Here is a 22,097-nt window from a genome sequence, read left to right as displayed (position 1 = left end):
CAAATGCAGTACTGAGCCGGTCTGCGCCGGTGCCGGTCGGGCTGTGGTGAGGACCTTGGAGGTCAGCGGCGGATCGAGCCGCCGTCGACTACGAGCGTCTGTCCAGTCACGAACCCGGCGCCGGGGGAGAGGAAGAAGCGGGTGGGGCCGACATAATCTTCGACCACCGAGGCTCGCTTGATGGCCCTGGTCTCGATGTTCTTTGCCTCACCGCCGGCGAGCTGGGTCGCCAGCGGGGTCATTACCAAGCCGGGGGCAATCACGTTGACCGTGATATTCCGTGCGCCCATCTCCGCGGCGAGGCTCCGGGAGAAGCCGATGATGCCAGCCTTGGAGGCCGCATAGACGGCCGCGCCCGCGGGGGCCTTGAAAACGGTGCCGGAGGAGAAAAGCACAATCCTGCCACCGTCCTCCACCAGGTCCGCAACGCCCTGGACGAAGTTCAGCGTGCCATGCAGGTTCAGCAGCAGCACGCGCTCCCACTCAGCCTTGGGCATCTCCATGAACGGGCCGAACACTCCGATGCCCGCACAGTGGACCAGCGAGTGGATGCTGGTGCGGCCCTGTGCCGCCAGGGATTCGCGCACGGCCTGCGGAGCGTCGCCGGCGACATCGCCAGCGACGTAGTTCACCCCGTCAAGCGGGTTGCTGGGCAGGGACCGGGAGACGGACGTGACCGCCCAGTCGTTCCGCAGGTCCGCGGCCAACGCCTCGCCGATGCCGGAGGATCCGCCGCTGAGGACCAGTGCCGGGAAGGAGCCGTCTTGCGCCATTACTTGCCGCCTTGGATGGTCGAGTCGAGGAATCCGCCGATCAGGTCCCAGGTCTCCCGCGGGTGGGTGATGTTCGGGCAGTGCTTGTACGGCAGCAGTTCGGCCTGTGCGTTGGGCAGCACGGCCTGGAGGGCCTTGGACCAGCCGCTTTCCAGCAGCGTGTCCCCGGTGCACTCCACGAGCAGGACGGGGGTTGCCACGCCCTGCAGCGGCGCAGGGTAGGGATCAGCCGGGCGCTCAACCCTGAGCGCCGCGGGTACCGGCATGTGTGGTCCCCGCATGGCGGTGAAGTGCCCGGGCACGGCTGCCCAGCCAAAGCGGGCATCGAGCTGGGCTTCCTGGCCGTCGGAAGGGTCGCAGAGGATGTCGAGGATCTCCTCAAGGCGTGCCCTGGTGCCGTCGAAGTCGCCGATCTTGGCCATGTCCGGAGCCTTCCATGGGCCGCCGGTACCGTTGATCGTGGTGACCGAGGCGATCCGTCCGCGGTAGGCCTCATCGGCCAGCGCTCGCAGGCCGATCGACCCGCCGAAGGAGTTTCCGACCAGGTGCACCGGCTCGGTGACGCCCAGGGAATCGAGCAGGGAGAACATGTGGCGGATGCGGAAGGCGAACGGCGAGACGTCCACGCGGATCGACTTGGCCGATCCGCCGTAGCCGAGGAAGTCGGGGGCGATGACGCGGAATTTCTCCGCCGCCAGCGGAAGGACGTGGCTCCAGGTGACGTCGGAGGCACCGCCCCAGGCGCCGTCATGCAGGAAAACTATGGGAACGCCGTCGTCGGGGCCTCCGGCAAGGTAGCGGGTCTCGAGGTTGGCGACGAGAATCGTTTCCTCGGTGATCAATGATGTCTCGGTGAGCAATAGAGCCTCCGGTGATGTGGTTCGGATGGTGGAAGTAGGAGGAGGAGCTGGTCAGCCGAGGTTGTAGTCTTCGGTGCGCACATGGCTGGTGCGTTCGAAGTATTCGCGGGCCGGCAGCGGCCACATGATGGTGGATCGGCCCTCGGCGTTCATATACCAGCTGTGGGTCTTGGACCAGCCCCAGGTCCGCTTGGCGCTGGCTTCGGTGATTTCCTTGTCGTACTCGGCAAACACATCAGGGCGCAGGGACATGGAACGGTTGCCGCCGGCGGCCAGCGTCTTCACCGCATCGATCATGTAGTTGGCCTGGCACTCGAGGAAGAACACCAGGTTCCCGTGAACAACAGTGTTGGTGTTGGGCCCGTACATGCAGAAGAAGTTCGGGTAGCCAGGCAGTGTCAGGCCCAGGTAGGCGCTCGCGTCGATGCCCCAAGTCTCGTGCAGGTCCTTGCCTCCGATGCCGGATACGGACATGGGCAGCAGGAAGTCGGAGGCCTTGAAGCCGGTGCCGAGCAGGATGATGTCGGCCGGGACGTGCTCATCGCCGAGCCATACGCCGTCGGAGTCGATGCGGTTCACGCCCTGGCTGACCAAGCGGACGTTGTCCCGCTTGAGCGTCTTCACCCAGGTGCCGTCGTCGCAGATGACCCGCTTGGCGGCCGGCGGGTAGTCGGGGATGATCTGCTTGCGCAGTTCCGCGTCGTCCCCGGCCTGCTCCTCCAGGTATGCGGTCAGCTCCTGGCGCAGCGCTTCGTTGGCGGCGGACACTGAGACCTCGGTCGGCGGGAAGTCCGGGTCCACAGTCGCGGCCGGCAGGTTGCCGATGAGCCGGGGCAGGAAAATGGAGAAGCGGTAGTAGGCGCGGTACTGGTTCAGGTTGCTCAGAAGCCAGCGTTCGCCGTATTCGATCTCCTGGCGCAGCACCGGGGTGGGACGCAGCCACGGGGCGCTGCGCTGGAAGATGGTGACCTGCTCGGCGACTTTCGCGACGGCGGGTGCGAACTGCAGGGCGCTGGCGCCGGTGCCGATGACGACCACGCGCTTGCCGGTGAAGTCGATCCCGTGATCCCACTGTGCGGAGTGCACCACCGGGCCGTTGAAGGAATCCAGGCCCTGGAGGTTGGGGATCGAGGGCCGGTTGAGCTGGCCCACGGCGCTGACCACAATGTTGGATTCGATGGTTTCACCGACGCCTCCGGCGGTCTTGGTTTCAACGGTCCAGGTTCCGGTTTCCTCGTCCCAGCGGGTGGCCGTGACCTCGGTGCCGAAGAGCATGTGCTCGAGCAAGCCGTTGTCGGCGGCGAACTGGTGCAGATAGCCGTGGATCTTTTCCTGGCGGCCGTAGTGGGATTCCCAGTCGTGCTGGACGAAGGAATAGGTGTAGATGTGGCTGCGGACGTCGGTGCGGCAGTCCGGGTAGGTGTTTTCCCACCAGGTGCCGCCGACGGCCAGGCTCTTCTCGATGATCCTAAACGGAACACCCGCCTGCTTCAGGCGAAGGCCGGCCAGCAGGCCGGAGAATCCGGCACCGATCACCACGGCGTTTAGTGCGTTGTCCGGGGCGATGTCCTGGAGCGTCCAGTCCGGCTTGCGCGGGTCCACGTTGTTGGGAGTAAACGCGACCGCAGCCATGGCCTGGGCGTCTTCGTTCTCCTCGCCCATCAGCCAAATGGCGAGCCTTCGCCGCAGCGACTCGTCGGGGACCGCTGCCCATTCGTCCTGGGTGGCCAGGAACGGCGCGAGCAGTCCGAAGCAATATGTGCGGGCCTCCGCCTCGGTTGCCGGATCCAGGCCGCTGAGCGGAAGCGTCTTCAGGTTCGGCCGCCATTCATCGCGCAGCACACTTGTGTCGCCAGTGACGTGGGCCGTCAGCATGACGAGCGCCGGCACCTGGGCCGATTCAAGATGGGCGCGAAGAGCTTCTTCGCTCATCTCCGTCATGGCGCGATCGAGTGTTTTGTTCATGTTGTCTCCGTAAAGCAGGTATGTGGAACAGTGTGTTCGCTGGCCGTCAGCGTGGCCAGCAAGCCAGATTTTCGAGGAAGGGCCGCAGTGCTGCGGCAACCTGGTGGGGGTTCTCGAACGCGAGAAGATGCCCGCCCGGGGCGATGCGCAGCTCGGCGTCCCTGATTGAGGCGGCGAGCTGTTCGATCACTGCACGCGGGGTGCTCTGGTCGTCATCGCCGGCGATCACGAGGGTTGGTGGCGGTGAGTCCGCGTTGAAGTCGCCGACCTGGGTCATGGCTTCGAAATACTCGGCGATGGTGTTGCCACCGGCGCCGAGGAATTGTGCGCGGGCTTGCCGGACCAACGGGTTCGCGGCATCCTGCGAGCCGGCGCCGAACCAGCGGCGCATTGTCGTGTCCACGGCAGCTTCAAGTCCGCCGGGAGCCCGGACCTCGGCCGCGCGTGCCCGGGTTCCTTGGGCGGCTGCTTCATCGTAGCCGCCCCGGGTTGCCATCAGGATCTGTGCATCGACCCGATCCGGGAAGCTGCCGGTGACCGCCTGGGCGACCATGCCGCCCAGTGAGATGCCTAGCACCACGGAACTCTTGATATTTTCGGCGTCCCACATGGCGACGACGTCCTGGGCAATAAGACCCAGTGTGAGGTCTGAGGCTCCATGCGCGCTTTGTCCATGTCCGCGGAAGTCAGGTACGAGCAGGCGATAATCTTCGTCAAGTGCCTCGGCCAATGGTGCGTACCACGACCCGTCCAATGCCAAGGAGTGCAGGCACGTAATCAGGCGCGGGCCTTCGCCATACTGGCGATAGGCGACAGTGGTGCCATCGGCGCCGGCAACCTTTTGCAACGTCTCAGCCATTCTGGCTCTCCTCCCTGATGCGCTGTTCGGCGAGTTCGACTTCGCTTCGAAGTCGATCGGACATATCGTGAAAATAGGACTTGAACAGATCGGAGTCCCGACGCATCTCCTGGCGTCGCGGCCGCTCGAGTTCGATCTTCATGTCGACCACCATGCGGCCGGGCCGGCTGGCCATCAGGATAACCCGGTCGCTGAGCAGGATGGCTTCCTCGAGGTCGTGGGTCACGAAGATGACCGTTGGGCGCTCAGCTTCCCAGAGCTGGGTAAACTCCTCCTGCTGGATCGCGCGGGTCTGTGCGTCCAAGGCTGCGAACGGCTCGTCCATCAGCAGTACTTTGGGGTTCTGCACCAGGGTCCGTGCGATTGCGACGCGCTGGCGCATGCCCTGGGACAGGTGGAGGACGTCGGAGTCCGCAAACTCGTGCAGTCGAACCCGGCGCAGCCAGGCGTCAGCGCGTTCGCGGCGCTCTTCCTTGGGAACTCCCCGGATTTCCATGCCGAGTTCGACGTTGCTGCGGACCCGGCGCCAGGGCAGAAGAGCGTCACGGGCGAAGAGGAAGGCCGCGTCATTGCTTCCGGGACGTACCTCGGCGTTATCAATACGAACATTGCCATTGCGCGGCTTCAAGAGGTTGCCCACCATCCCGAGGGCTGTGGTCTTGCCGCAGCCGGACGGGCCGACGATGCTGACGAACTCCGACGGTCCGATGTGCAGATTGAAGTTGTCCAACACCCGCACTGGTCGATTGCCGTGGAGGAAGCTGTGGTTCACATTCTTGAACTCGACTGAAACTCCCCTGGCTGCGGTGGGCTGCGATGCCGTTTCACTCATGAGGGTCTCATTATCGCCGGTTGAGCGGAGGGTTGTATTGGGCATTGTCGCTCCAGTCGTTATTTTGCGGGGCCGACCCGTTTGGCAGTCTTCGTTGGCTGACGATTGCGGAGCCGGCCCCAAGGATGATCACGCTGGCACAGCAATGAACACGAGGAACCGGGAAGTCTGATCCTGTGGTGCACGTCACCCACTGGTCAATGAATCGTTGAACACCTTGGCTGCAGAGTCAAGAAAAACAGGCCCGATCCGGGCTATCACCTCGATAGCGATTCTGACGTTGCCCACGGCCTCGAATGGAAGGAAGCTTTCTCAAACGCACCATTGCCATGGAGGGCCCGCCATGCGTGAAGTCCGCCGCACACACCGGGCACACATCAATCAGGAGGACGTCACATGACGAACACAATCACCACCACCGGCAAAAAGTCGGGTCAGACCACCTTCGATTTCACCGGCCAGGTTGTCATCGTGACGGGCGCTTCCGGCGGTATCGGCTCGGCGCTTGCCGACAAGTTCGCCGAAGCCGGCGCGGATTTGATCCTGCACGGACGCAAGGCCGAGGCGCTCGAAGCGAAGGCCGTGCAGATCCGCGAACTCGGACGCAAGGCCATTGTGGTCACCGGCAACATCAAGGAGCCGGAGACTGCCGGTGCGCTGGTGCGTGCCGCCCTGGAGGAGTTCGGCCGGATCGATATCCTGATCAACAACGCCGGCGGCAACTTCGCAGCACGCCTGGAAGACCTGTCGGCCAATGCATGGAACGCAACGATCGGCACCAACCTCAGCGGTGCCTTCCACGTCTCGGTCGCCTGCCTCCCGGTCTTTGAGAGGCAGGGCGGTGGAAGCATCATCAACGTCGGGTCCGGTTCGGCGAACCACGCCCACCCGATGCGCGGGGCGTATGCAGCCGCCAAGGCAGGGCTTGCCTCGCTGACCAAGACGATGTCCTGGGAATGGGCCGACCGCGGCGTCCGCGTCAACTGCGTTGAGCCTGGCGCCACGCTGACTGCGTCCTCGCGCTTTGCCAACGCGGATATCGAGAAGTCCTTCGGAGAGTTCCTGGCCCTGGGCCGCGTGGGGTTGCCGGAAGAAGTGGCCGATGCGTGCCTTTACCTGTGCTCCGACGCGTCGAGCTTCATCACCGGGACGGTCCTGCAGGTCACCGGCGGACCGCACACCTCATCGCCCTTGGACGCAAAGCTCGTCCGGGAACCGCGCAATGCATGATCCATCCAGCACTACCGAAGACCGCAAGGGAAGGGTTTGACATGGAAACGATCGCTAAGGCGGACACTCTGGTCGCCTCCGCAGGCGCACCGCCCTACGACGACAGATCGATCCTCGCGGAACGGCGCCGATCACGCATCAACCGGCAGCTGGGCGTCTGGGCCCTGAGAATCGGTGTGCTCGCCGTCTTCGTCGTCAGCTGGGCCTTTGTGACCGGCCAGCGGATCATGGATCCGACGCTGGTTTCCACCCCCGGTAATGTCGCGACGTCCTTCATCAAGCAACTGGGGGATGGCACGTTCTGGGTTGATGTGGCCGCGACGTTCGGCGGTGCCATGGCCGGCTTGGTCTCTGGTGCGATCCTGGGCATCCTGGCAGGCGTCATCTTCGCCCGCGTCGAGGTTCTGCATATCGCGGCCAGGCCTTTCCTGACCCTGATGAACAGCCTTCCGCGTCCGGCATTGGCACCGATCTTTATCCTCTGGTTTGGTCTGGGGTTTGGCCCGAAGGCACTTGTTGCCTTCAGTGTGGTGTTCTTCGTCCTGATGACCAGCACCATGGGCGCCTTGGAGGGGATCGACCACGACATCAAACAGTTGACCAAGTCGCTGGGAATGACGCGCAAGCAACGCTTCTTCAAGATCGAACTGCCGTCCGCGTTGCCGTCCATCGTGGGCGGACTACGGCTCGGCGCCGTGTACTCGGTGCTCGGTGCCGTGGTCTCGGAAATGGTCGGCGCGTACACCGGTCTTGGCCAGCGGTTGGTGGTGGTGACCAACAACTTCCAGGTTTCGGAAACCTTCGCCATCCTGCTCGCCATGGGCTTGCTGTCGATGGTCCTTGACCTTTCCATCTCGGGCTTGCAGAAGCTCGTGACCAAGTGGACGAGGTAGCCCTGACCCTCGTCCGCGTCAGTGCTGTAGCGCCCGGTCAGAACCCCGTCGAAGAGGGCGCCCTGTCAAGGGACTCAATGGGGCTCGATGAGTTATTAGGCTGACCTCGGGAGGGGCCATCCAGTTCGGATGCTTTGTGACCGGGGAGGAAATAGCCCGGGAGTTGTGATCGGAGTAACGTGGTCATCCACCGGTAATGGACCGCGACAGAGGAGAAAATGCCATGAGGTTCGCGCAGTTGCGCTATCTGGAGGCAGCGTTGCGGACGGGCTCATTCCGGCAAGCTGCCAAGGAACTCGACATCTCCCAGCCGACCATCACGAACCAGGTACAGCGGCTCGAAGAGGACTTGGGTGTCATCCTGGTGACCCGCGGTGCCAAGGGTGTGCGGCCAACCTATGCGGCAGACAGGATCATGCCGCACGTGGTTGCGGCTGTTCAGGCCGAGCGTATGCTGCGCGAGGAAGCCAGCGCTATCGGCGGCCTGAAGTTGGGCACGGTCCGGCTCGGAACGGTGCCGGCAGGGTCCCAGTCGATTCTTCCCACGGTGGTCAAACGACTCTTGACCGAATTCCCCAATGTACGTTTCGAAGTCGACGAGGGCCCCTCGAAGATGGTGGTTCGCGGCGTTCTCAGCGGCCATTTCGACGTCGGCCTGGTGACCCGCCTGCCCGGTATCGAACTGACTCCTGCCGAAGATGCCTTGCTGCACCACATCGATCTCGTCTCAGGCCGGCTGGTTCTGTCCGTTCCCGAGGGCCATCGGCTCGCCGGCAAGGATGACTTCGAACCCGCAGACCTGGAAGGGGAAGCGCTGATCTTTCCTGCAGAGTCAAGCATCCTGCGCGTGGCCTTTGAACGAATGCTGGAAGGGATTGAGGCCAGAATCGTCTACGCCACACCCAATGCTGAGGCAGCGCAAGCCATGGTGCGAGCCGGCGTCGGAATTTGCATGGCGAACACGCTTCTCGATTCGACCATCAGCGGCAAGGGTGTTGCGCTCGTGCCGCTTCCCTTCGAATGGGCACGTGCCAGTACTTCCGCCATCGTCAGGAAAGACGAGGCCAGGTCCTCGGCAGTGCAGGCGTTCCTGCGTCTCTTGCGGGAAGCCGCCAAGACCTTCTAGCCGCCTGACGCGCCCGCTGCCCGCCTTCTCGGCGAGCCCGACGGCGGCCCCGCCTGCCCTGCCTCCCTGCCACTTCCGTAAGGGTTCCGGGCGGTCCCATGTCTCGAAGAGGGTCTCCTTGTCGCGGTCCGGCGGACCCGATAGGGGCGTTCAGTATCCGTGCCGATAGCGCAGGCATATCACCCCGCCAGCGCTGGCGACCTTCCCAGGCCCGGATTGGCTGGCGAGACTGAAATCACACCGGACGCGAGAGTATGCCGTCCGGATCCGACGTTCAGTGAGGTGCCCCCCGTTGTTAGTTGAAACAGCCCTGTCGAGTCGCGCCGAGACAATCGTCGAGTTCATCGCACAGGCCAGAAACAGAGAATCGGCCATGTTTACCGAGGCCGAAGGAAAATCCCTGCTTTCGGCATTTGGCATTGATACCCCCCAAGGCGTCGAAATTGCAGTGGGCCAGGAGCTTCCGGTCCACCTTCGCGAACCGCTGGTCGTCAAAGCGATCTCGGCGACGCTCGTGCACAAGTCCGACGCCGGTGGAGTGCGTGTCGGTGTGACCCGCGCCGACGCTGACGAAGTAGCGGGACAGATGCGCGAGAGCCTGGCCGACTTCGGGCACGAGCTGGATGGCCTCCTGGTCGAGGAAATGGTGCCGGCCGGCCACGAGATCATCGTTGGCGCGGTGCGGGCTCCCGGACTGGGCTGGACCGTCATGCTCGGCCTCGGCGGGATCCTTGTGGAGGTATTCGAAGACGTTGCCTTTGGCCTGGCGCCCCTGTCGGACGAGCAGATTCTTGACATGCTGCACGAACTTCGCGGCATGAAGGTACTCAACGGTGCACGTGGCGGCGTGAAAGCCGATGTCCCGGCCCTTGTCACGCTGATCTCGCGACTTGCCGGCCCCGGCGGCCTTCTGGCTTCCCTTCCCGATGACGTCGTCGAAATCGATCTCAACCCGGTGATCGTTTCCGACACGCGGGCGGTCGCAGTGGATGCCCGCTTCGTCGTCGGGCCGCTGGGAACCGACGGCGTCGTGGCCGCTGGCCGCAACGATGGCCGGGCCACCGACTTCTCCCCGCTGTTCCAGCCCCGCCGCATCGCGGTCCTGGGTGCAAGCGGCAAGCGCCCGAACCTCGCCAACCGGTTCATCCGCAACATCCGCGCCGGCGGCTTCGACGGCACCATCGTCCCGGTCCACCCGGCCGCCGACGAGATCGAGGGCCTGCCCACCATCGCCTCGCTGGCCGACGTGGACGAACCCATCGACTACGCCTTCGTGGCACTGCCAGGAGCACGCGTCGCCGAGGCACTGGGCCAGGGCGCCGGCAAGGTGCGTTTCGCCCAGGTCGTTTCCAGCGGTTTCGGCGAGGTCGAAGAAGGCAAGGAACTCGAAGCCACGCTCGTTGCAACGGTGCGCGGGGCAGGCATCCGCCTGATCGGCCCGAACTGCCTGGGCACCCACGCCTCGGCCGGGAAGCTCTCCTTTGTCCCGGAGGCCCCGCTGACACCCGGAACCACGGCTGTGGTCTCGCAGAGCGGCGGGCTGAGCGTCGACATCCTGCGCGTCGGCGCTGCCCGCGGCATCGACTTCCACTCCGTGACAAGCATCGGAAACAGTGCCGACGTCGACGCCGCCGAACTCGTAGAGTCCTTCCTGCGCAACGACGAGGTCCAGGTCATCGGCTTGTACCTGGAGTCGCTGGCCGTGGCCCGCCAGGTCCTGGACGTGCTTGCCGCGGCCGAAACCCGCAAGCCCGTGGTGCTGCTGGCCGGCGGCCGGACCGCGGAAGGCTCGCGTGCGGCCACCAGCCACACCGGCGCCCTTGCGGGCAACCACCGCCTGTGGCCGGCCATCGCGCGCCAGGCCGGCATGACCCTTGTCGACTCGCTCGCCGATTTCGCCTCTGCGCTGCACGCCCTGGCGACACTCGACTTGAGCGTTGAGCCCAACGGCCGCGAGGCAGTGCTCTTCGGAAACGGCGGTGGTGCCAGCGTGCTGGGAGCCGACGCCCTTGACCGCCAGGGCGTGGCAACCTCGCCGCTTCCCGCCCGGGTCATCGAGGCCCTCGAGGCCCTCGACCTGCCCCCGGGCAACGGATTCCACAACCCAATCGACGTGCCGGCCGGCACGCTGGCCGTCAGGAGCGGCGCGGTCGCGGAGGACATTCTCAAGACCGTACTCGCCGACAGCCACCCCGCCGTGCTGATCTCCCACCTGAACGTGGGCATCATCCAGCGCAACCTCGGGGCCACCCACGGTGACGTGACGGGCAACATCATCGACTCGATCGCCAGGGCACGCGACGAGTCGCGTCCGGGAACCCACCAGATCCTGGTCTTGAAGACGGACGGCAGCGCAGGAACCGAGGAAATGATCAAGACGTACGCACATCGCGCCCGCCAGATCGGAATCCCGGTCTTCGGGGCCTTCGAAGACGCGGCACTGGCCTCACGGGCGGTGCTCGAACAAAGCAAGCAGATCCACCAGGCGTCGCTTGGCGCAGACGGAAGGCAGTAGAGATGACGACCGAAGCAGTCAAGACCGACGCGATCGCAATCGGGGAAGCCAAGCTCACCCGCGAGCAGGAGCACGAGAAAAGCGTGCCGCGGCGTTGGCCATGGGCGGCACCAGGAAGCTTGAGGCCCGACTCGCCAAGGGCGAACTGAACGCACGCGAGCGCATCGCGCTGCTGCTGGACCCGGGAACCTTCCGCGAGAGCGGGTTGTTCGTGACCTCGGCCGTTCCGGCGGACCGCGACAAGACCCCTGCCGACGGCAAGATCACCGGTTCCGGCGAGGTTGACGGCCGACGCGCGAGCGTTGTTGCCTACGACTTCACCGTCAAGGGTTCCTCCTCCAGCCCGGTCAGCAACAAGAAGATGGCCCATTTCAAGGAACTGGTCGTCAAGACCGGCCAGCCGCTGGTCTACCTTTCCGAATCCACGGGTGTGCGCATGCCCGACGCCATGGGCGGCACCGGCATGGGCAGTGCCAGCGGCAAGACCCGCTTCCTGCGCCAGCGTGAAAGCCCGTGGGTATCCGCGGCCTTCGGCTTCTGCTTCGGTTCGGCCGCCTGGCACACCATGGCCTCCGACTTCGCGGTCTTCCGCAAGGGGGCCGTGCTCGCCGTGTCCAGCCCCAACCTGGTCGCCCGCGCCACCGGCCAACAGGTCGACGCCCAGGAACTCGGAGGCTGGAAGATGCACGCCGAGGTCACCGGCTTCGCCGACGCCGTTGCCGACACCGACCAGGAAGCGATCGAACTGGTCCGCCGCTTCCTCTCCTACCTGCCCTCGCACAATGGCGAGACCCCGCCTCTCGCGCCGATCCCCCACGGATCCGGCGAGCGTGCGGAGGAGATCAAGTCGATCGTCCCCGAGTCCCGCACGCAGACCTACGACGTGCGCAAGGTCATCGACATCGTCGCCGACACCGGCTCGGTGTTCCCGATCAAGGCCCGCTACGGCAAGTCCCTGGTGACCTCGCTGGCCCGCATCGGCGGCCAGTCCGTGGGCATCATCGCCAACAACCCGATGTTCAAGGGCGGCGCGCTTGACGGTGCCGCCTGCGACAAGGCGACCAGTTTCCTGGTCCTCTGCGACTCCTACAACATCCCTGTGGTCATGCTCGTCGACCAGCCGGGCTTCCTGATCGGCCTCGAGGCCGAGCGGAGCAAGGTTGCCGGCAAGATCATCAACTGGATGAACGCCCTCTCACTGGTCACCGTGCCGAAGATCGCGGTCACCATGCGCAAGAACTATGGCCAGGCCCTGATCAACATGGGTGGCGGCGGCACCGCTGACGCCACGGCCGGCTGGTGGTCTTCCGAGGTCAGTTTCATGGATCCGACCTCCGCTGTCTCCGTGGTCCACGGCATCACCCCCGAAAGTGACCCGGAGAAGTACGAGTTGCGCCTCGCGGAGATGAACAAGGGAACCACCGCCTATGACGTGGCCCAGGTCTTCGGTTTCGAGCAGGTCATCGATCCGTCCGAAACGCGCGAGTTCATCCTCGGCGCGTTGAAGGACCACTACCGGGCCCGGAGCAACGGCGTGGGCGAACACCTCTTGCGCACCTGGCCGACGAGCTTCTAAGGAGAGATCACCATGAATTCATTTCCAGAGAGTCTGCTGATCGCCAACCGTGGCGAAATCGCACGACGAATCATCAGGACTGCCAAGCGGCTGGGCGTGCGCACCGTTGCTGTCTACCACAAGGTCGATTCCGCCCTGCCGTACGTCAGCGAGGCAGATGTCGCAGTACAGCTAGAGGGTGAGCTGCCGGTGCAGGCTTACCTCGACGCCGAACAGATCGTGCGTGTCGCCAAGGACACGGGGGCCACGGCCATCCACCCCGGATACGGGTTCCTGGCCGAGAACGCCGGCTTTGCCCGGGCAGTGGCCGAAGCGGGGCTGACCTGGGTTGGCCCCTCTGCAGAGGTCATCGAGGTCATGGGCGACAAGGTCGAGTCGCGTCGCGCGGTGGCCACCGCCGGTGTGCCGATTTCCGGCGACGCAGGTGCGGCACTGAAGACCGGCGACGAGGCCGTCGAGGAAGCCACGCGCGTGGGCTACCCGGTGATGGTCAAGGCTTCGGCCGGCGGCGGGGGCATCGGCATGGCCGTGGCCCGCGACGACGAGGAATTGCGCAAGGCGTTCGAGAACACCAGGTCGATGTCCGAGCGTAGCTTCGGCTCCGACCGCGTCTTCGTGGAACGTTTCGTGGAGTCGGCGCGGCACGTTGAGATCCAGGTACTGGGCCTCAACGACGGTACGATCGTCGCCCTGGGCGAGCGAGATTGCTCCACCCAGCGCCGCCACCAGAAACTCATTGAGGAATCCCCGGCTCCGCACCTCGATCCGGACGTGCGTGCACGCCTCATCGAATCAGCCATCGCGGCCGCCGGCTCGGTGGGCTACCGCAACGCAGGCACCGTCGAATTCCTGCTCGATACCCGTACCGGCGATTTCGTCTTCCTGGAGATGAATACCCGTATCCAGGTTGAGCACCCGATTACGGAACTTACGCACGGCGTCGACCTGATTGAACAGCAACTGAGCATTGCTGCCTCGGGCACCACCACCGCCGACTTCAACCCGGTCGCCCGAGGCCACGCCATTGAGCTGCGGATCTGCGCGGAGGACCCGAAGCGGTTCTTCCCGCGCCCCGGTCCCATCAATGTCTGGGTAGAACCCACCGGCGAGGGCATCCGCGTCGATTCGGGTTACGTAGGGGGCACCGAAGTCACCCCGCACTTCGACTCGCTGGTCGCCAAGGTGTGCGCGTACGGCGAAACCCGCGAAGACGCCCTGGCACGGGCCATCAAGGCCTGCGAGGACTTCGAGATCGAGGGACTGGTCACCAACCAGCCCTTCCTTGAGGAGATCCTCTCCGATGACGAATTCACTGCCGGACGCTACGACACCGGACTGGTGGAGCGCATCCAGCAACGACTTAAAGAACAGGCCAAGCTGGCCAAAAGGAGTGCATGAAAATGGCAGAGACAATTGCGGCTGACATGGGTGCAAGCGTATGGAAGATCCTCGTGGCACCGGGGGACCGCGTGGAGGAAGACGACATCTTCATGATTCTCGAAGCCATGAAGATGGAAATCCCGGTCACGGCGGAGGACTCGGGAACTGTCCTGGCCATCCACGTGTCCGTGGGCGACGTGGTAGCTCCCGGGCAGCCGCTGATCAATTTCGAGGCGGAATAGGGCATGCCGATCCCCAGCACGTTGAAAGCGTGGTCGGTCACGGAACTCGGTGAACCGGTCGATGCCCTCCAACTCGTTGAACGCGCAGTGCCCGAAGCTGGCGAAGGCCAGGTAGTCGTACGCGTGCTGGCCTCCGCGGCCAACTTCCCGGATGTGCTGATGTGCCGCGGCGTGTACCAGGTCAAGCCCGAGCTGCCCTTCACCCCCGGACGCGAAGTCTGCGCCGAGGTCGTCGTCACCGGGCCGGGCGTCACCCGCGCCGCGGTGGGCGACCGGGTGCTGGGCCTGACCACGCTTCCGTACGGAGGATTCGCCGAGTACGCGCTGATGGACCAGGACAAGGTGCACCAGGCCCCTGCATCGCTCGATGACGCGCAGGCCTCCAGCCTGTTCATCGGCTACCAGACTGGATGGTTCGGGCTGCATCGGCTGGCCAGGATCCAGCCCGGCGAGACGCTGCTGGTCCACGCCGCCGCAGGCGGGGTGGGTAGTGCCGCCATCCAGCTCGGCAAGGCCGCCGGTGCAACCGTCATCGGCGTCGTCGGGGGCGAGGCCAAGGCCGAATATGCGAGGAAGCTCGGCGCCGACCTGGTCATCGACCGCCGCACGCAGGACTTCGTCGAGCAGGTCAAAGTGTTCACCGGCGGCACGGGCGCAGATGTGATCTACGATCCCGTCGGCGGCGAGACCTACCAGCGCTCGACCAAGTGCATCGCGTTCGAGGGCCGGATCATTGTCGTCGGCTTTGCCGGCGGGGAGATCCAGTCCGCCTCCCTGAACCACGCACTGGTGAAGAACTACTCGATCGTAGGCATCCACTGGGGCCTTTACAACACCAAGAACCCCGCGGCGGTCGACGAGTGTCACCGGGAGCTGACCAGGCTGGCGGACGCGGGCGCCATTGACCCCTTCGTCAGCGAAAGGTTCACGTTGGACGGCGTGCCCGCCGCACTTCAGCGGCTCGCCGACGGAAAGACCGTGGGCAGGGTCGTCATGGAACACGCCGGAAGCAACGGGTAGGCACGTTGCTTCAAAGCGGGCAATGAGGACCGCAAAGGCCCTCAGGCACGAATCAACCACACAGGAGTAAGAATGTTTGAGTCACAGAACGGTGGATCGCCCTTCGCGGGTCTGCGGACGTTGGACAGCGGGCCAACGCGCCGCTCGCTGTTGCAGTATTTCGGCCTTGGCGCGGCGGCGATTGGCTCGGCCTCATTGCTCACGGCCTGTGGGGGCGGCGGAGGTTCGGCTTCCGCAGGCGAGCCCCAGAAATTCGCCATTGCTGCCTTCCCCGGCGACGCGTACTTCCTTGATGCGATTAATCTTGCCAACAAGGATTACGCCAAGCACCAACTCGATGTCCCGAAGCACCTCAGCCCACAAAGTGGCGTCCAGGCATACCAGCTGCTTGTCGCCGGCGCCGTCGATGCATACGCATCGGACACGTTGCTGCTTATGGCAACCCACGCGAACAGTTCGAAGGGCAAACGCCCGCTGCTCGTTGGATTCCGGACTCTCGAAACAACTTACGGCATCGTCGGCAGCAAGAACCTCAGCTGGCCCGGGCCCGAGGCGAGTTTCGAAGAGAAGATCGCGTCACTGAAGGGCAAGAAGGTTGGTGTCTCATCTGTTGGCGCGGGTGGCGACCTGCAATTGAAGCTTGCCCTTGAGCTTGCAGGCATGAAATACAGTGACGTCACGGTCCTTGCGGTGGGCCCCACCGCGCAGGCGATTCCTAACCTGAATGCCGAACGCATCGATGCATACGTCACCGTCCAATGGACTGCCACGCGTTTCGTCGCCCAGGAGACCGGTGGGAGGATCCTGATTGACTTCGCCGAAGCGAATGTGCCCGAGCTGATGCGCAACCAGGCCGTGGTCGCAATGGGCGTCCGCGAGGAAATGGTGCAGCAGCACCCGGAAGCCGTCCAGAATTGGTTGGCTGCCCAGGACGATGCCAGCAAGTGGATCATCAACAACAAGAAGGCCGCGGCCGAACTGCTCAACACCTCCGGGCTCGGCGGCAAGGCCCCCGAAATCGCTGCAGCCTACGTCGAGCACTACGCGAGCGCGGTTGCCCACAACCTCAAGCCGATGTTCAGGGCAAGCAAGGAAACCGTGAACCACATGGCCGAACTTGCCCTGCGCTTTGGAAGCGTCAAGGAGGGTGACATCACCTACGAGGCGCTCGTACCGGAATTCGCCCGGGCATGAGTGACGCGATGAGGACAGCAAACGACGGCGGCGTGGCGACGCGCCAAGGATCGCCCACCGGGCTCGACCTTGACCGTCTGAGGGATTGGTTGGCCCGCGAATGCCCCGGACTGGTTGCGGGGGAGCTCTCGGCCAGCCTGATCCAGGGCGGAAAATCGAACCTGACATATGAGCTCACCGACGGCGTCCGCCAATGGATTGTGCGCCGCCCTCCGCTGGGTACGATCATGGCCACGGCCCACGACATGCGCCGCGAGTACACGCTGGCCGATGCGCTTCGACACACGGATGTCCCGGTGGCGAGGATGTTTGCCTATTGCGGCGACAAGGACGTCCTGGGTGCCGACTTCTACATCATGGAGCGGATCGACGGCGTGCCGTACCGGTACGCTGACGAGATCAAACCGCTCGGCGAGGAGCGCACGCGGGCCATCGCGACGGAGCTGGTGGGCACCTTGGCGAAGCTGCACCGGGTGGATCCTGCCGCCGTCGGGCTGGGCGGTTTCGGCAGGCCCGAGGGCTTCCTCGGTCGTCAGGTGAATCGTTGGAAGCAGCAGCTTGATGCATCCTTCACCCGCGAACTTTCCGGCGCGGACAAGCTTTACGAAAAGCTCGTTGCCGCAGTGCCCTTCGAGTCCGCCTCTGGCATCGTCCATGGGGATTTCCGTCTGGACAACGTGTTGATGGGCGCCGACGACCTGCCAGCCGCAGTCATCGACTGGGAGATGGCCACGCTCGGGGACCCCCTGCTGGACTTGGCGCTGATGCTGACCTACCAGCGGCGCGCACGGATCGTGGCAGCCCGGGCGTCGACGGACCCATCCACATACGACGTGACCATGGCGCCCGGCTACCCCTCGGAGGAGGAGATCATGGCGCTCTACGAAGCCGAGAGCGGTCGCTCTCTTGACGGATTCGGATTCTACGTGGGATTGGCCTGCTTCAAGCTGGCAGGCATTTCCGAGGGCGTCCGCTACAGACACATCAACCGGCAAACCGTTGGCGAGGGCTTCGAAGACAGCGGCAGCACTGTGCCTTTGCTGCTGGGACTCGGGCTCGAATCACTGAAGGAGTACAAATAGATGGAATTCTCAACAGACGAGCGGACCGAGCTCCTGAAGAAGGAGCTTGTCGGCTTCATGTACGGGCACATTTACCCCGCCGAAGCGGCATACCAGGAAGAGCTGGACAACCTCGAGAACCCGTACGCGTTCTCGGAATCCCCGATCTTGCAGAAATTGCGCGCAGAAGCGCGCAGCCGTGGCCTGTGGAACCTGTTCCTGCCCGGCGAAGGCGGGGCCGGGCTGACCAACGTCCAGTACGCCCCGCTTGCCGAGATCACCGGCCGCAGCCGCATGCTTGCTCCGGCGGCCCTGAACTGCTCGGCCCCGGACACCGGCAACATGGAATTGTTGGCGGAGTTCGGCACCAAAGAGCAGAAGGAGAAATGGCTTAAGCCGTTGCTCGAAGGTGAGATTCGTTCGGCCTTCGCCATGACGGAGCCGGCCGTTGCCTCCTCCGACGCGACCAACGTCGAGACGAGCATCGTGCGTGACGGCGACGATTATGTGATCAACGGTCGCAAATGGTTTATTACCGGCGCGATGAACCCCAACGCCAAGATCTTCATCGTGATGGGCAAGACCGATCCCACCGCCGAGCGGCACCGCCAGCAGAGCCAGATCCTGGTGCCGCGCGATACCCCCGGGGTCGAAATCAAGCGGGCCATGAAGATCTTCGGGTACGAGGACCACTACAACGGCGGCCACGCCGAGATCGTGTTCACCGATGTCAGGGTCCCGGTCGGGAACATCATCGGCGGCGAAGGTGACGGCTTCGCGATTGCCCAAGCGCGTCTGGGCCCCGGCCGCATCCATCACTGCATGCGTGCGATCGGCATGGCCGAGCGCGCTATCAAGATGATGTGCGAACGTGCCGACGAGCGCGTTGCCTTCGGCAAGCCGCTGAGCGAACAGGGGGTGATCCGTGACTGGATCGCCGAGTCCCGCGTCCGGGTCGAACAGCTGCGCCTGGTGGTCCTCAAGACTGCCTGGCTCATGGACACGGTGGGCAACAAGGGCGCCCACACCGAGATCCAGGCCATCAAGATCGCCACCCCCTCGACCGTTGAATGGATCCTCGACAAGGCCATTCAGGTCCACGGCGCCGGCGGGCTCTCGCAGGACTTCTTCCTGGCCTCGGCGTTTGCCTATGCGCGCACCCTCAGGTTCGCCGACGGCCCCGACGAGGTGCACAAAAACGCCCTGGCCCGCAATGAGCTGAAGCGCCAGCGCGCGCGACGCACCGCATAACGCGAGCAACGCTCAAGATGGCTCAAAGTCCCCTTCACCACAACCAGTGGTGAAGGGGACTTTGTCATGTCCGCAGATCCTCGTTGATTGCTGTCAAGTTCCCTGGCATGCATATGTGGCTATCGCCTTGATAAGTTATGTGAGATTGATTACAGCTGTGCTTTGCGCGGATGATCGTCATATGCCTACTCATGCCGCTTCGCTCACGGTCGACGCTTCGTCGGCCTCCAAGCCCGCTGCCGGTCACCCTGGAATCCAGTCCCTCCGGGTCACGCGGAAGGATGTCATCGCCGACGGCGTGGTGCGGTTGCGCCTCGAGGAACCACACAACGGCCGCGTCCCTGACTGGACGCCAGGCTCACACATCGAACTGGTGCTCCCGACCACGGACGCCGGAGCCCTCTCGCGCCACTATTCGCTGTGCGGGGACCGCTGGGACGCACACGCCTACGAGGTGGCAGTGCTGAACGAACCGAACTCCAAGGGCGGCTCACGCCACATCCATGACGGGCTCGCCGTCGGAGACATGCTCACCGTGGGAACCCCTCGCAATAACTTCCACCTGACTCAGGCGACCCGCTACGAATTCATTGCCGGCGGCATAGGGATCACCCCGATCATGACGATGATCGCCGCCGCCGAACAGCTGGGCATCGACTGGCACCTGCACTACGGCGGCCGCACGCGCGCCTCGATGGCCTTCCTCGACGAGCTGGCCCAGTACGGCGACAAAGTCACCATCTGGCCGCAGGACGAGCTGGGCCACCTGAACCTCACCTTCCTGAACGAACCTCTTGACGGGGGACGGGTCTACTGCTGCGGACCGGAGCCGCTCCTGAACGCCGTAGCCGGTGCCGCAGCCGCCTGGCCGTCCTGGGCGGTGCGTTTCGAACGCTTCGTGCCGGCAACCCTGCCAGCCCCGGTGCGGACCGAACCGTTCACGCTCGAACTTGCGCTCTCGAAGCGGTGCATCACCGTCGGGACCGACGAAACGGTGCTCTCGGCCTTGAGCGACGCCGGCGTCCCCGTGCTCTCCTCGTGCAACGAAGGCGTGTGCGGCACCTGTGAGGTCAGCGTCCTCGGGGGTACCCCAGAGCACCGTGACTCGCTCCTCAATGACGCGGAGCGCGCCAAGAACGACCGAATGTTTGTCTGTGTCTCACGCGCGATCACCGATCGCCTCGTGCTGGATCTTTAGGAGCAACCCCCATGTCGACAGTGACGAAGTGCCCCGTTAACCACGGAACCATCCCGGTCCTCGACGACGACCCGTTCTCGCCGGAAATCCTGGACAACCCCCTGCCGTTCCAGGAGCGCCTGCGCGAGGCCGGCCGCGTGGTGTTTTTGTCCAAGTACAACGCGTACGCGATCGGACGCTACGAGGACCTCTCGGCCGCCGTCGCGAACTGGCAGGAACTGACCTCAGGTTCCGGCGTGGGCCTTAACGAGCCGTGGCGTGCCCGGGGCCTGCTGCAGATGGATCCGCCGCAGCACGACGCACCACGCGAGGTGCTCCAGGCGATCATGTCCTCCAGGGTGTTGCGCTCCATGAAGGCCGGCTGCATGGAAATGGCCGGTGGCATCATCGACGGATTGCTGGCCGGCTCCATCCCTGGCGGGCAGGTCGAGGTCGATGGGCACCGCGATATCGGCTCGAAACTTCCGGTGAACTTCTTCCCCGAGGCTTCCGGCATCTCCGAGGAAGGCCGCGAAAACCTGGTGCCCTATGCCGACCACATCTTCAATGCGCTCGGTCCCGATAACGAGCTCGTAGAGCAGGGCAAGTGCAAGGCCGCCGAATACACCGAGTGGGCCACCGCCAAGTGCCAGCGCGACGCCTTGAAGCCCGAGGGTTTCGGCGCCGACATCTGGGCCGCCGCCGACCGCGGAGACATCCTGCACGAACAGGCCCCGCTGCTGACCCGCTCGCTGCTCTCGGCCGGCGTGGATACCACCGTCTACGGGATCTCCGGCATGCTCTATGCCTTTGCCTCCAACCCGGAGCAGTGGGAGGCGCTGCGCAGGAACCCCAACCTGGCGCGCGTTGCCTTCGACGAATCGCTGCGCTGGGAATCCCCGGTCCAGCAGATCTTCCGTAAGACCTCGAGCAACGTCACCATCGGCGGTAGCACCATCCCCGAAGGCAGCAGGGTCATGCTGTGCTTCGCGGCGGCAAACCGCGATCCGCGCCGCTGGGAAAACCCGGACAAGTTCGACCTCTCCCGCGACCCGTCCGGGCACCTGTCCTTCGGCATGGGCATCCATCAGTGTGTGGGCCAGCACGCAGCCCGCCTCCAGGCGGCGTCATTGCTGGAACAACTGGTGCCTCGGATCAAGGGCATCGAACTTGCCTCGGCGATCGAACGCCACCACAACAACACCCTTCGTGGCTGGGACTCCGTGCCCCTGCGGTTGACGCTCGCCTAAACCACGGACAAGGAGGACCACCCTGGTCGGATGATCGCCGATGCCACGCAGCGCCTGAAATCCGGCAGGGCATCAAGCTTGATCCTGGGGAAGACGGCGTCGGGAAGAACCATTTCCTGACCGGGATGATCGATCAGGCGTGCCCTAATGGTCTTGGGCGCGCGGCCGTCCGGCGGCCTCGCCGGGCGAAACAAACCGTCGGCCCCGTTCTTGTGGGGAACGCACAAAATCCTTCAGCCAGCCGGAAACTACTGTCGCCGGTGAGGCATATCCCAGAAACCCAGCGAAAAGGACAATCAATGACGATTGAGGCACTTCCCGGGACCATCAGCAACGCAATTCTCGATACTGCCCGCCGGCAGGTCCTCGACGAAGGCATCGGTCTCGCTGAGGACCAGCTTGTCGAAATCCTCCAGCTGCCGGACGAAGCGCTGCCCGCCGCCCTGCAGTTGGCCCACGAAGTACGCCTGAGGCACTGCGGCGAGGACGTCGAAGTGGAATGCATCATCTCCATCAAGACCGGCGGCTGCCCCGAGGACTGCCACTTCTGCAGCCAGTCCGGCCTCTTCGACTCGCCCGTGCGCGGCGTCTGGCTCGACATCCGCGAACTGGTCAAAGCCGCGACGGAGACCGCGGCGACCGGAGTAACCGAGTTCCGCATCGAGGCCGCCGTCCGCGGCCCGGACATCAAGCTGATGAACCATCAAGTTCGCGACCGACCGGATCAACGAAGAGGTGGCCATCACCATCGCATGAGGATGCAGCGTCGGACGCAGGCTCCAGGGCCATGGTCAGACACGTGCTGGCCACCGGATCATCCGTCCCGACTTGGCGCCTCGTGGCAACGCACGACACGACCCTTGGGGGCGCGCAGATTAGGGCTGGGTCTGAAA

General features: G+C 64.4%; 19 protein-coding genes and 1 pseudogene. 15 read left to right on the top strand and 5 right to left on the bottom strand.

Annotated elements, in window-relative coordinates:
• Window positions 1–62 precede the first annotated feature (62 nt).
• From OW521_RS00175 to OW521_RS00155, 5 genes are read right to left on the bottom strand one after another with little or no spacing between them, the layout of a single operon-like run.
• A complete protein-coding gene (locus tag OW521_RS00175) occupies window positions 63–773 on the bottom strand; it encodes an SDR family NAD(P)-dependent oxidoreductase (protein ID WP_268021951.1) in 711 nt (236 codons plus the stop codon).
• The gene (locus OW521_RS00170; RefSeq protein ID WP_268021950.1) at window positions 773–1,633 is read right to left on the bottom strand and encodes an alpha/beta fold hydrolase; all 861 of its coding nucleotides are present in this window, start codon (window positions 1,631–1,633) and stop codon (window positions 773–775) included. Before OW521_RS00170 ends, OW521_RS00175 begins: the two co-directional genes overlap by 1 nt.
• Before the next feature lie 51 nt (window positions 1,634–1,684).
• Window positions 1,685–3,598: a flavin-containing monooxygenase gene (locus OW521_RS00165; RefSeq protein WP_268021949.1), complete on the bottom strand. Its 1,914-nt coding sequence runs from the start codon at window positions 3,596–3,598 to the stop codon at window positions 1,685–1,687.
• A gap of 46 nt (window positions 3,599–3,644) precedes the next feature.
• The gene (locus OW521_RS00160; RefSeq protein WP_268021948.1) at window positions 3,645–4,457 is read right to left on the bottom strand and encodes an alpha/beta fold hydrolase; all 813 of its coding nucleotides are present in this window, start codon (window positions 4,455–4,457) and stop codon (window positions 3,645–3,647) included.
• The gene (locus OW521_RS00155) at window positions 4,450–5,289 is read right to left on the bottom strand and encodes an ABC transporter ATP-binding protein (RefSeq protein WP_268021947.1); all 840 of its coding nucleotides are present in this window, start codon (window positions 5,287–5,289) and stop codon (window positions 4,450–4,452) included. Before OW521_RS00155 ends, OW521_RS00160 begins: the two co-directional genes overlap by 8 nt.
• A gap of 396 nt (window positions 5,290–5,685) precedes the next feature.
• Here OW521_RS00155 and OW521_RS00150 point away from each other — a divergent pair, with 396 nt between their 5' ends.
• The 15 genes and pseudogenes from OW521_RS00150 to OW521_RS00080 all read left to right on the top strand — a co-directional run.
• Complete coding sequence (locus OW521_RS00150) at window positions 5,686–6,519, top strand: SDR family NAD(P)-dependent oxidoreductase (protein ID WP_268021946.1); 834 nt, start codon at window positions 5,686–5,688, stop codon at window positions 6,517–6,519.
• A 41-nt stretch (window positions 6,520–6,560) separates the two neighbouring features.
• The gene (locus OW521_RS00145; protein ID WP_268021945.1) at window positions 6,561–7,412 is read left to right on the top strand and encodes an ABC transporter permease; all 852 of its coding nucleotides are present in this window, start codon (window positions 6,561–6,563) and stop codon (window positions 7,410–7,412) included.
• 223 nt (window positions 7,413–7,635) lie between these two features.
• On the top strand, window positions 7,636–8,538 hold the full coding sequence (locus OW521_RS00140; protein ID WP_268021944.1) for a LysR family transcriptional regulator: 903 nt from the start codon (window positions 7,636–7,638) through the stop codon (window positions 8,536–8,538).
• 373 nt (window positions 8,539–8,911) lie between these two features.
• Window positions 8,912–11,053 carry an acetate--CoA ligase family protein gene (locus OW521_RS00135; protein ID WP_268021943.1) on the top strand — a complete coding sequence of 714 codons (2,142 nt, stop codon included), beginning with the start codon at window positions 8,912–8,914 and terminating at the stop codon, window positions 11,051–11,053.
• A gap of 2 nt (window positions 11,054–11,055) precedes the next feature.
• On the top strand, window positions 11,056–11,202 hold the full coding sequence (locus OW521_RS00130; protein ID WP_268021942.1) for a hypothetical protein: 147 nt from the start codon (window positions 11,056–11,058) through the stop codon (window positions 11,200–11,202).
• On the top strand, window positions 11,154–12,629 hold the full coding sequence (locus OW521_RS00125) for an acyl-CoA carboxylase subunit beta (RefSeq protein WP_268021941.1): 1,476 nt from the start codon (window positions 11,154–11,156) through the stop codon (window positions 12,627–12,629). The genes OW521_RS00130 and OW521_RS00125 overlap by 49 nt, the downstream gene beginning before the upstream one ends.
• Window positions 12,630–12,641: 12 nt before the next feature.
• On the top strand, window positions 12,642–14,027 hold the full coding sequence (locus OW521_RS00120) for an acetyl-CoA carboxylase biotin carboxylase subunit (RefSeq protein WP_268021940.1): 1,386 nt from the start codon (window positions 12,642–12,644) through the stop codon (window positions 14,025–14,027).
• Window positions 14,028–14,029: 2 nt separating this feature from the next.
• Window positions 14,030–14,251, top strand: a complete 222-nt coding sequence (locus tag OW521_RS00115) for a biotin/lipoyl-binding carrier protein (RefSeq protein ID WP_268021939.1) — start codon at window positions 14,030–14,032, stop codon at window positions 14,249–14,251.
• Window positions 14,252–14,254: 3 nt separating this feature from the next.
• Window positions 14,255–15,271, top strand: a complete 1,017-nt coding sequence (locus tag OW521_RS00110; protein ID WP_268021938.1) for an NADPH:quinone oxidoreductase family protein — start codon at window positions 14,255–14,257, stop codon at window positions 15,269–15,271.
• Between the two features lie 72 nt (window positions 15,272–15,343).
• A complete protein-coding gene (locus OW521_RS00105; protein WP_268021937.1) occupies window positions 15,344–16,465 on the top strand; it encodes an ABC transporter substrate-binding protein in 1,122 nt (373 codons plus the stop codon).
• Window positions 16,466–16,473: 8 nt separating this feature from the next.
• Window positions 16,474–17,547, top strand: a complete 1,074-nt coding sequence (locus OW521_RS00100; protein ID WP_268021936.1) for a phosphotransferase family protein — start codon at window positions 16,474–16,476, stop codon at window positions 17,545–17,547.
• On the top strand, window positions 17,548–18,777 hold the full coding sequence (locus OW521_RS00095; protein ID WP_268021935.1) for an acyl-CoA dehydrogenase family protein: 1,230 nt from the start codon (window positions 17,548–17,550) through the stop codon (window positions 18,775–18,777).
• Between the two features lie 181 nt (window positions 18,778–18,958).
• On the top strand, window positions 18,959–19,975 hold the full coding sequence (locus OW521_RS00090) for a PDR/VanB family oxidoreductase (RefSeq protein ID WP_268021934.1): 1,017 nt from the start codon (window positions 18,959–18,961) through the stop codon (window positions 19,973–19,975).
• An 11-nt stretch (window positions 19,976–19,986) separates the two neighbouring features.
• Entirely contained in the window at window positions 19,987–21,204 is a 1,218-nt protein-coding gene (locus OW521_RS00085; protein WP_268021933.1) for a cytochrome P450, read from the top strand.
• A gap of 299 nt (window positions 21,205–21,503) precedes the next feature.
• Window positions 21,504–21,957, top strand: a pseudogene (locus OW521_RS00080) (biotin synthase BioB); the annotation flags it as partial.
• Window positions 21,958–22,097 lie beyond the last annotated feature (140 nt).

This window comes from Arthrobacter sp. MMS18-M83 (genome assembly GCF_026683955.1).
Lineage (GTDB): Bacteria > Actinomycetota > Actinomycetes > Actinomycetales > Micrococcaceae > Arthrobacter.
The sequence above is the reverse complement of the archived record's forward strand: the minus strand, read 5'-3'. Positions and strand labels throughout refer to the sequence as shown.

Coding starts and splice junctions, on each gene's coding strand:
- OW521_RS00175 (WP_268021951.1), bottom strand. CDS start 773: ATGGCGCAAGACGGCTCCTTCCCGGCACTGGTCCTCAGCGGCGGATCC.
- OW521_RS00165 (WP_268021949.1), bottom strand. CDS start 3,598: ATGAACAAAACACTCGATCGCGCCATGACGGAGATGAGCGAAGAAGCT.
- OW521_RS00160 (WP_268021948.1), bottom strand. CDS start 4,457: ATGGCTGAGACGTTGCAAAAGGTTGCCGGCGCCGATGGCACCACTGTC.
- OW521_RS00155 (WP_268021947.1), bottom strand. CDS start 5,289: ATGAGTGAAACGGCATCGCAGCCCACCGCAGCCAGGGGAGTTTCAGTC.
- OW521_RS00150 (WP_268021946.1), top strand. CDS start 5,686: ATGACGAACACAATCACCACCACCGGCAAAAAGTCGGGTCAGACCACC.
- OW521_RS00145 (WP_268021945.1), top strand. CDS start 6,561: ATGGAAACGATCGCTAAGGCGGACACTCTGGTCGCCTCCGCAGGCGCA.
- OW521_RS00140 (WP_268021944.1), top strand. CDS start 7,636: ATGAGGTTCGCGCAGTTGCGCTATCTGGAGGCAGCGTTGCGGACGGGC.
- OW521_RS00135 (WP_268021943.1), top strand. CDS start 8,912: ATGTTTACCGAGGCCGAAGGAAAATCCCTGCTTTCGGCATTTGGCATT.
- OW521_RS00130 (WP_268021942.1), top strand. CDS start 11,056: ATGACGACCGAAGCAGTCAAGACCGACGCGATCGCAATCGGGGAAGCC.
- OW521_RS00125 (WP_268021941.1), top strand. CDS start 11,154: ATGGGCGGCACCAGGAAGCTTGAGGCCCGACTCGCCAAGGGCGAACTG.
- OW521_RS00120 (WP_268021940.1), top strand. CDS start 12,642: ATGAATTCATTTCCAGAGAGTCTGCTGATCGCCAACCGTGGCGAAATC.
- OW521_RS00115 (WP_268021939.1), top strand. CDS start 14,030: ATGGCAGAGACAATTGCGGCTGACATGGGTGCAAGCGTATGGAAGATC.
- OW521_RS00110 (WP_268021938.1), top strand. CDS start 14,255: ATGCCGATCCCCAGCACGTTGAAAGCGTGGTCGGTCACGGAACTCGGT.
- OW521_RS00105 (WP_268021937.1), top strand. CDS start 15,344: ATGTTTGAGTCACAGAACGGTGGATCGCCCTTCGCGGGTCTGCGGACG.
- OW521_RS00100 (WP_268021936.1), top strand. CDS start 16,474: ATGAGGACAGCAAACGACGGCGGCGTGGCGACGCGCCAAGGATCGCCC.
- OW521_RS00095 (WP_268021935.1), top strand. CDS start 17,548: ATGGAATTCTCAACAGACGAGCGGACCGAGCTCCTGAAGAAGGAGCTT.
- OW521_RS00090 (WP_268021934.1), top strand. CDS start 18,959: ATGCCTACTCATGCCGCTTCGCTCACGGTCGACGCTTCGTCGGCCTCC.
- OW521_RS00085 (WP_268021933.1), top strand. CDS start 19,987: ATGTCGACAGTGACGAAGTGCCCCGTTAACCACGGAACCATCCCGGTC.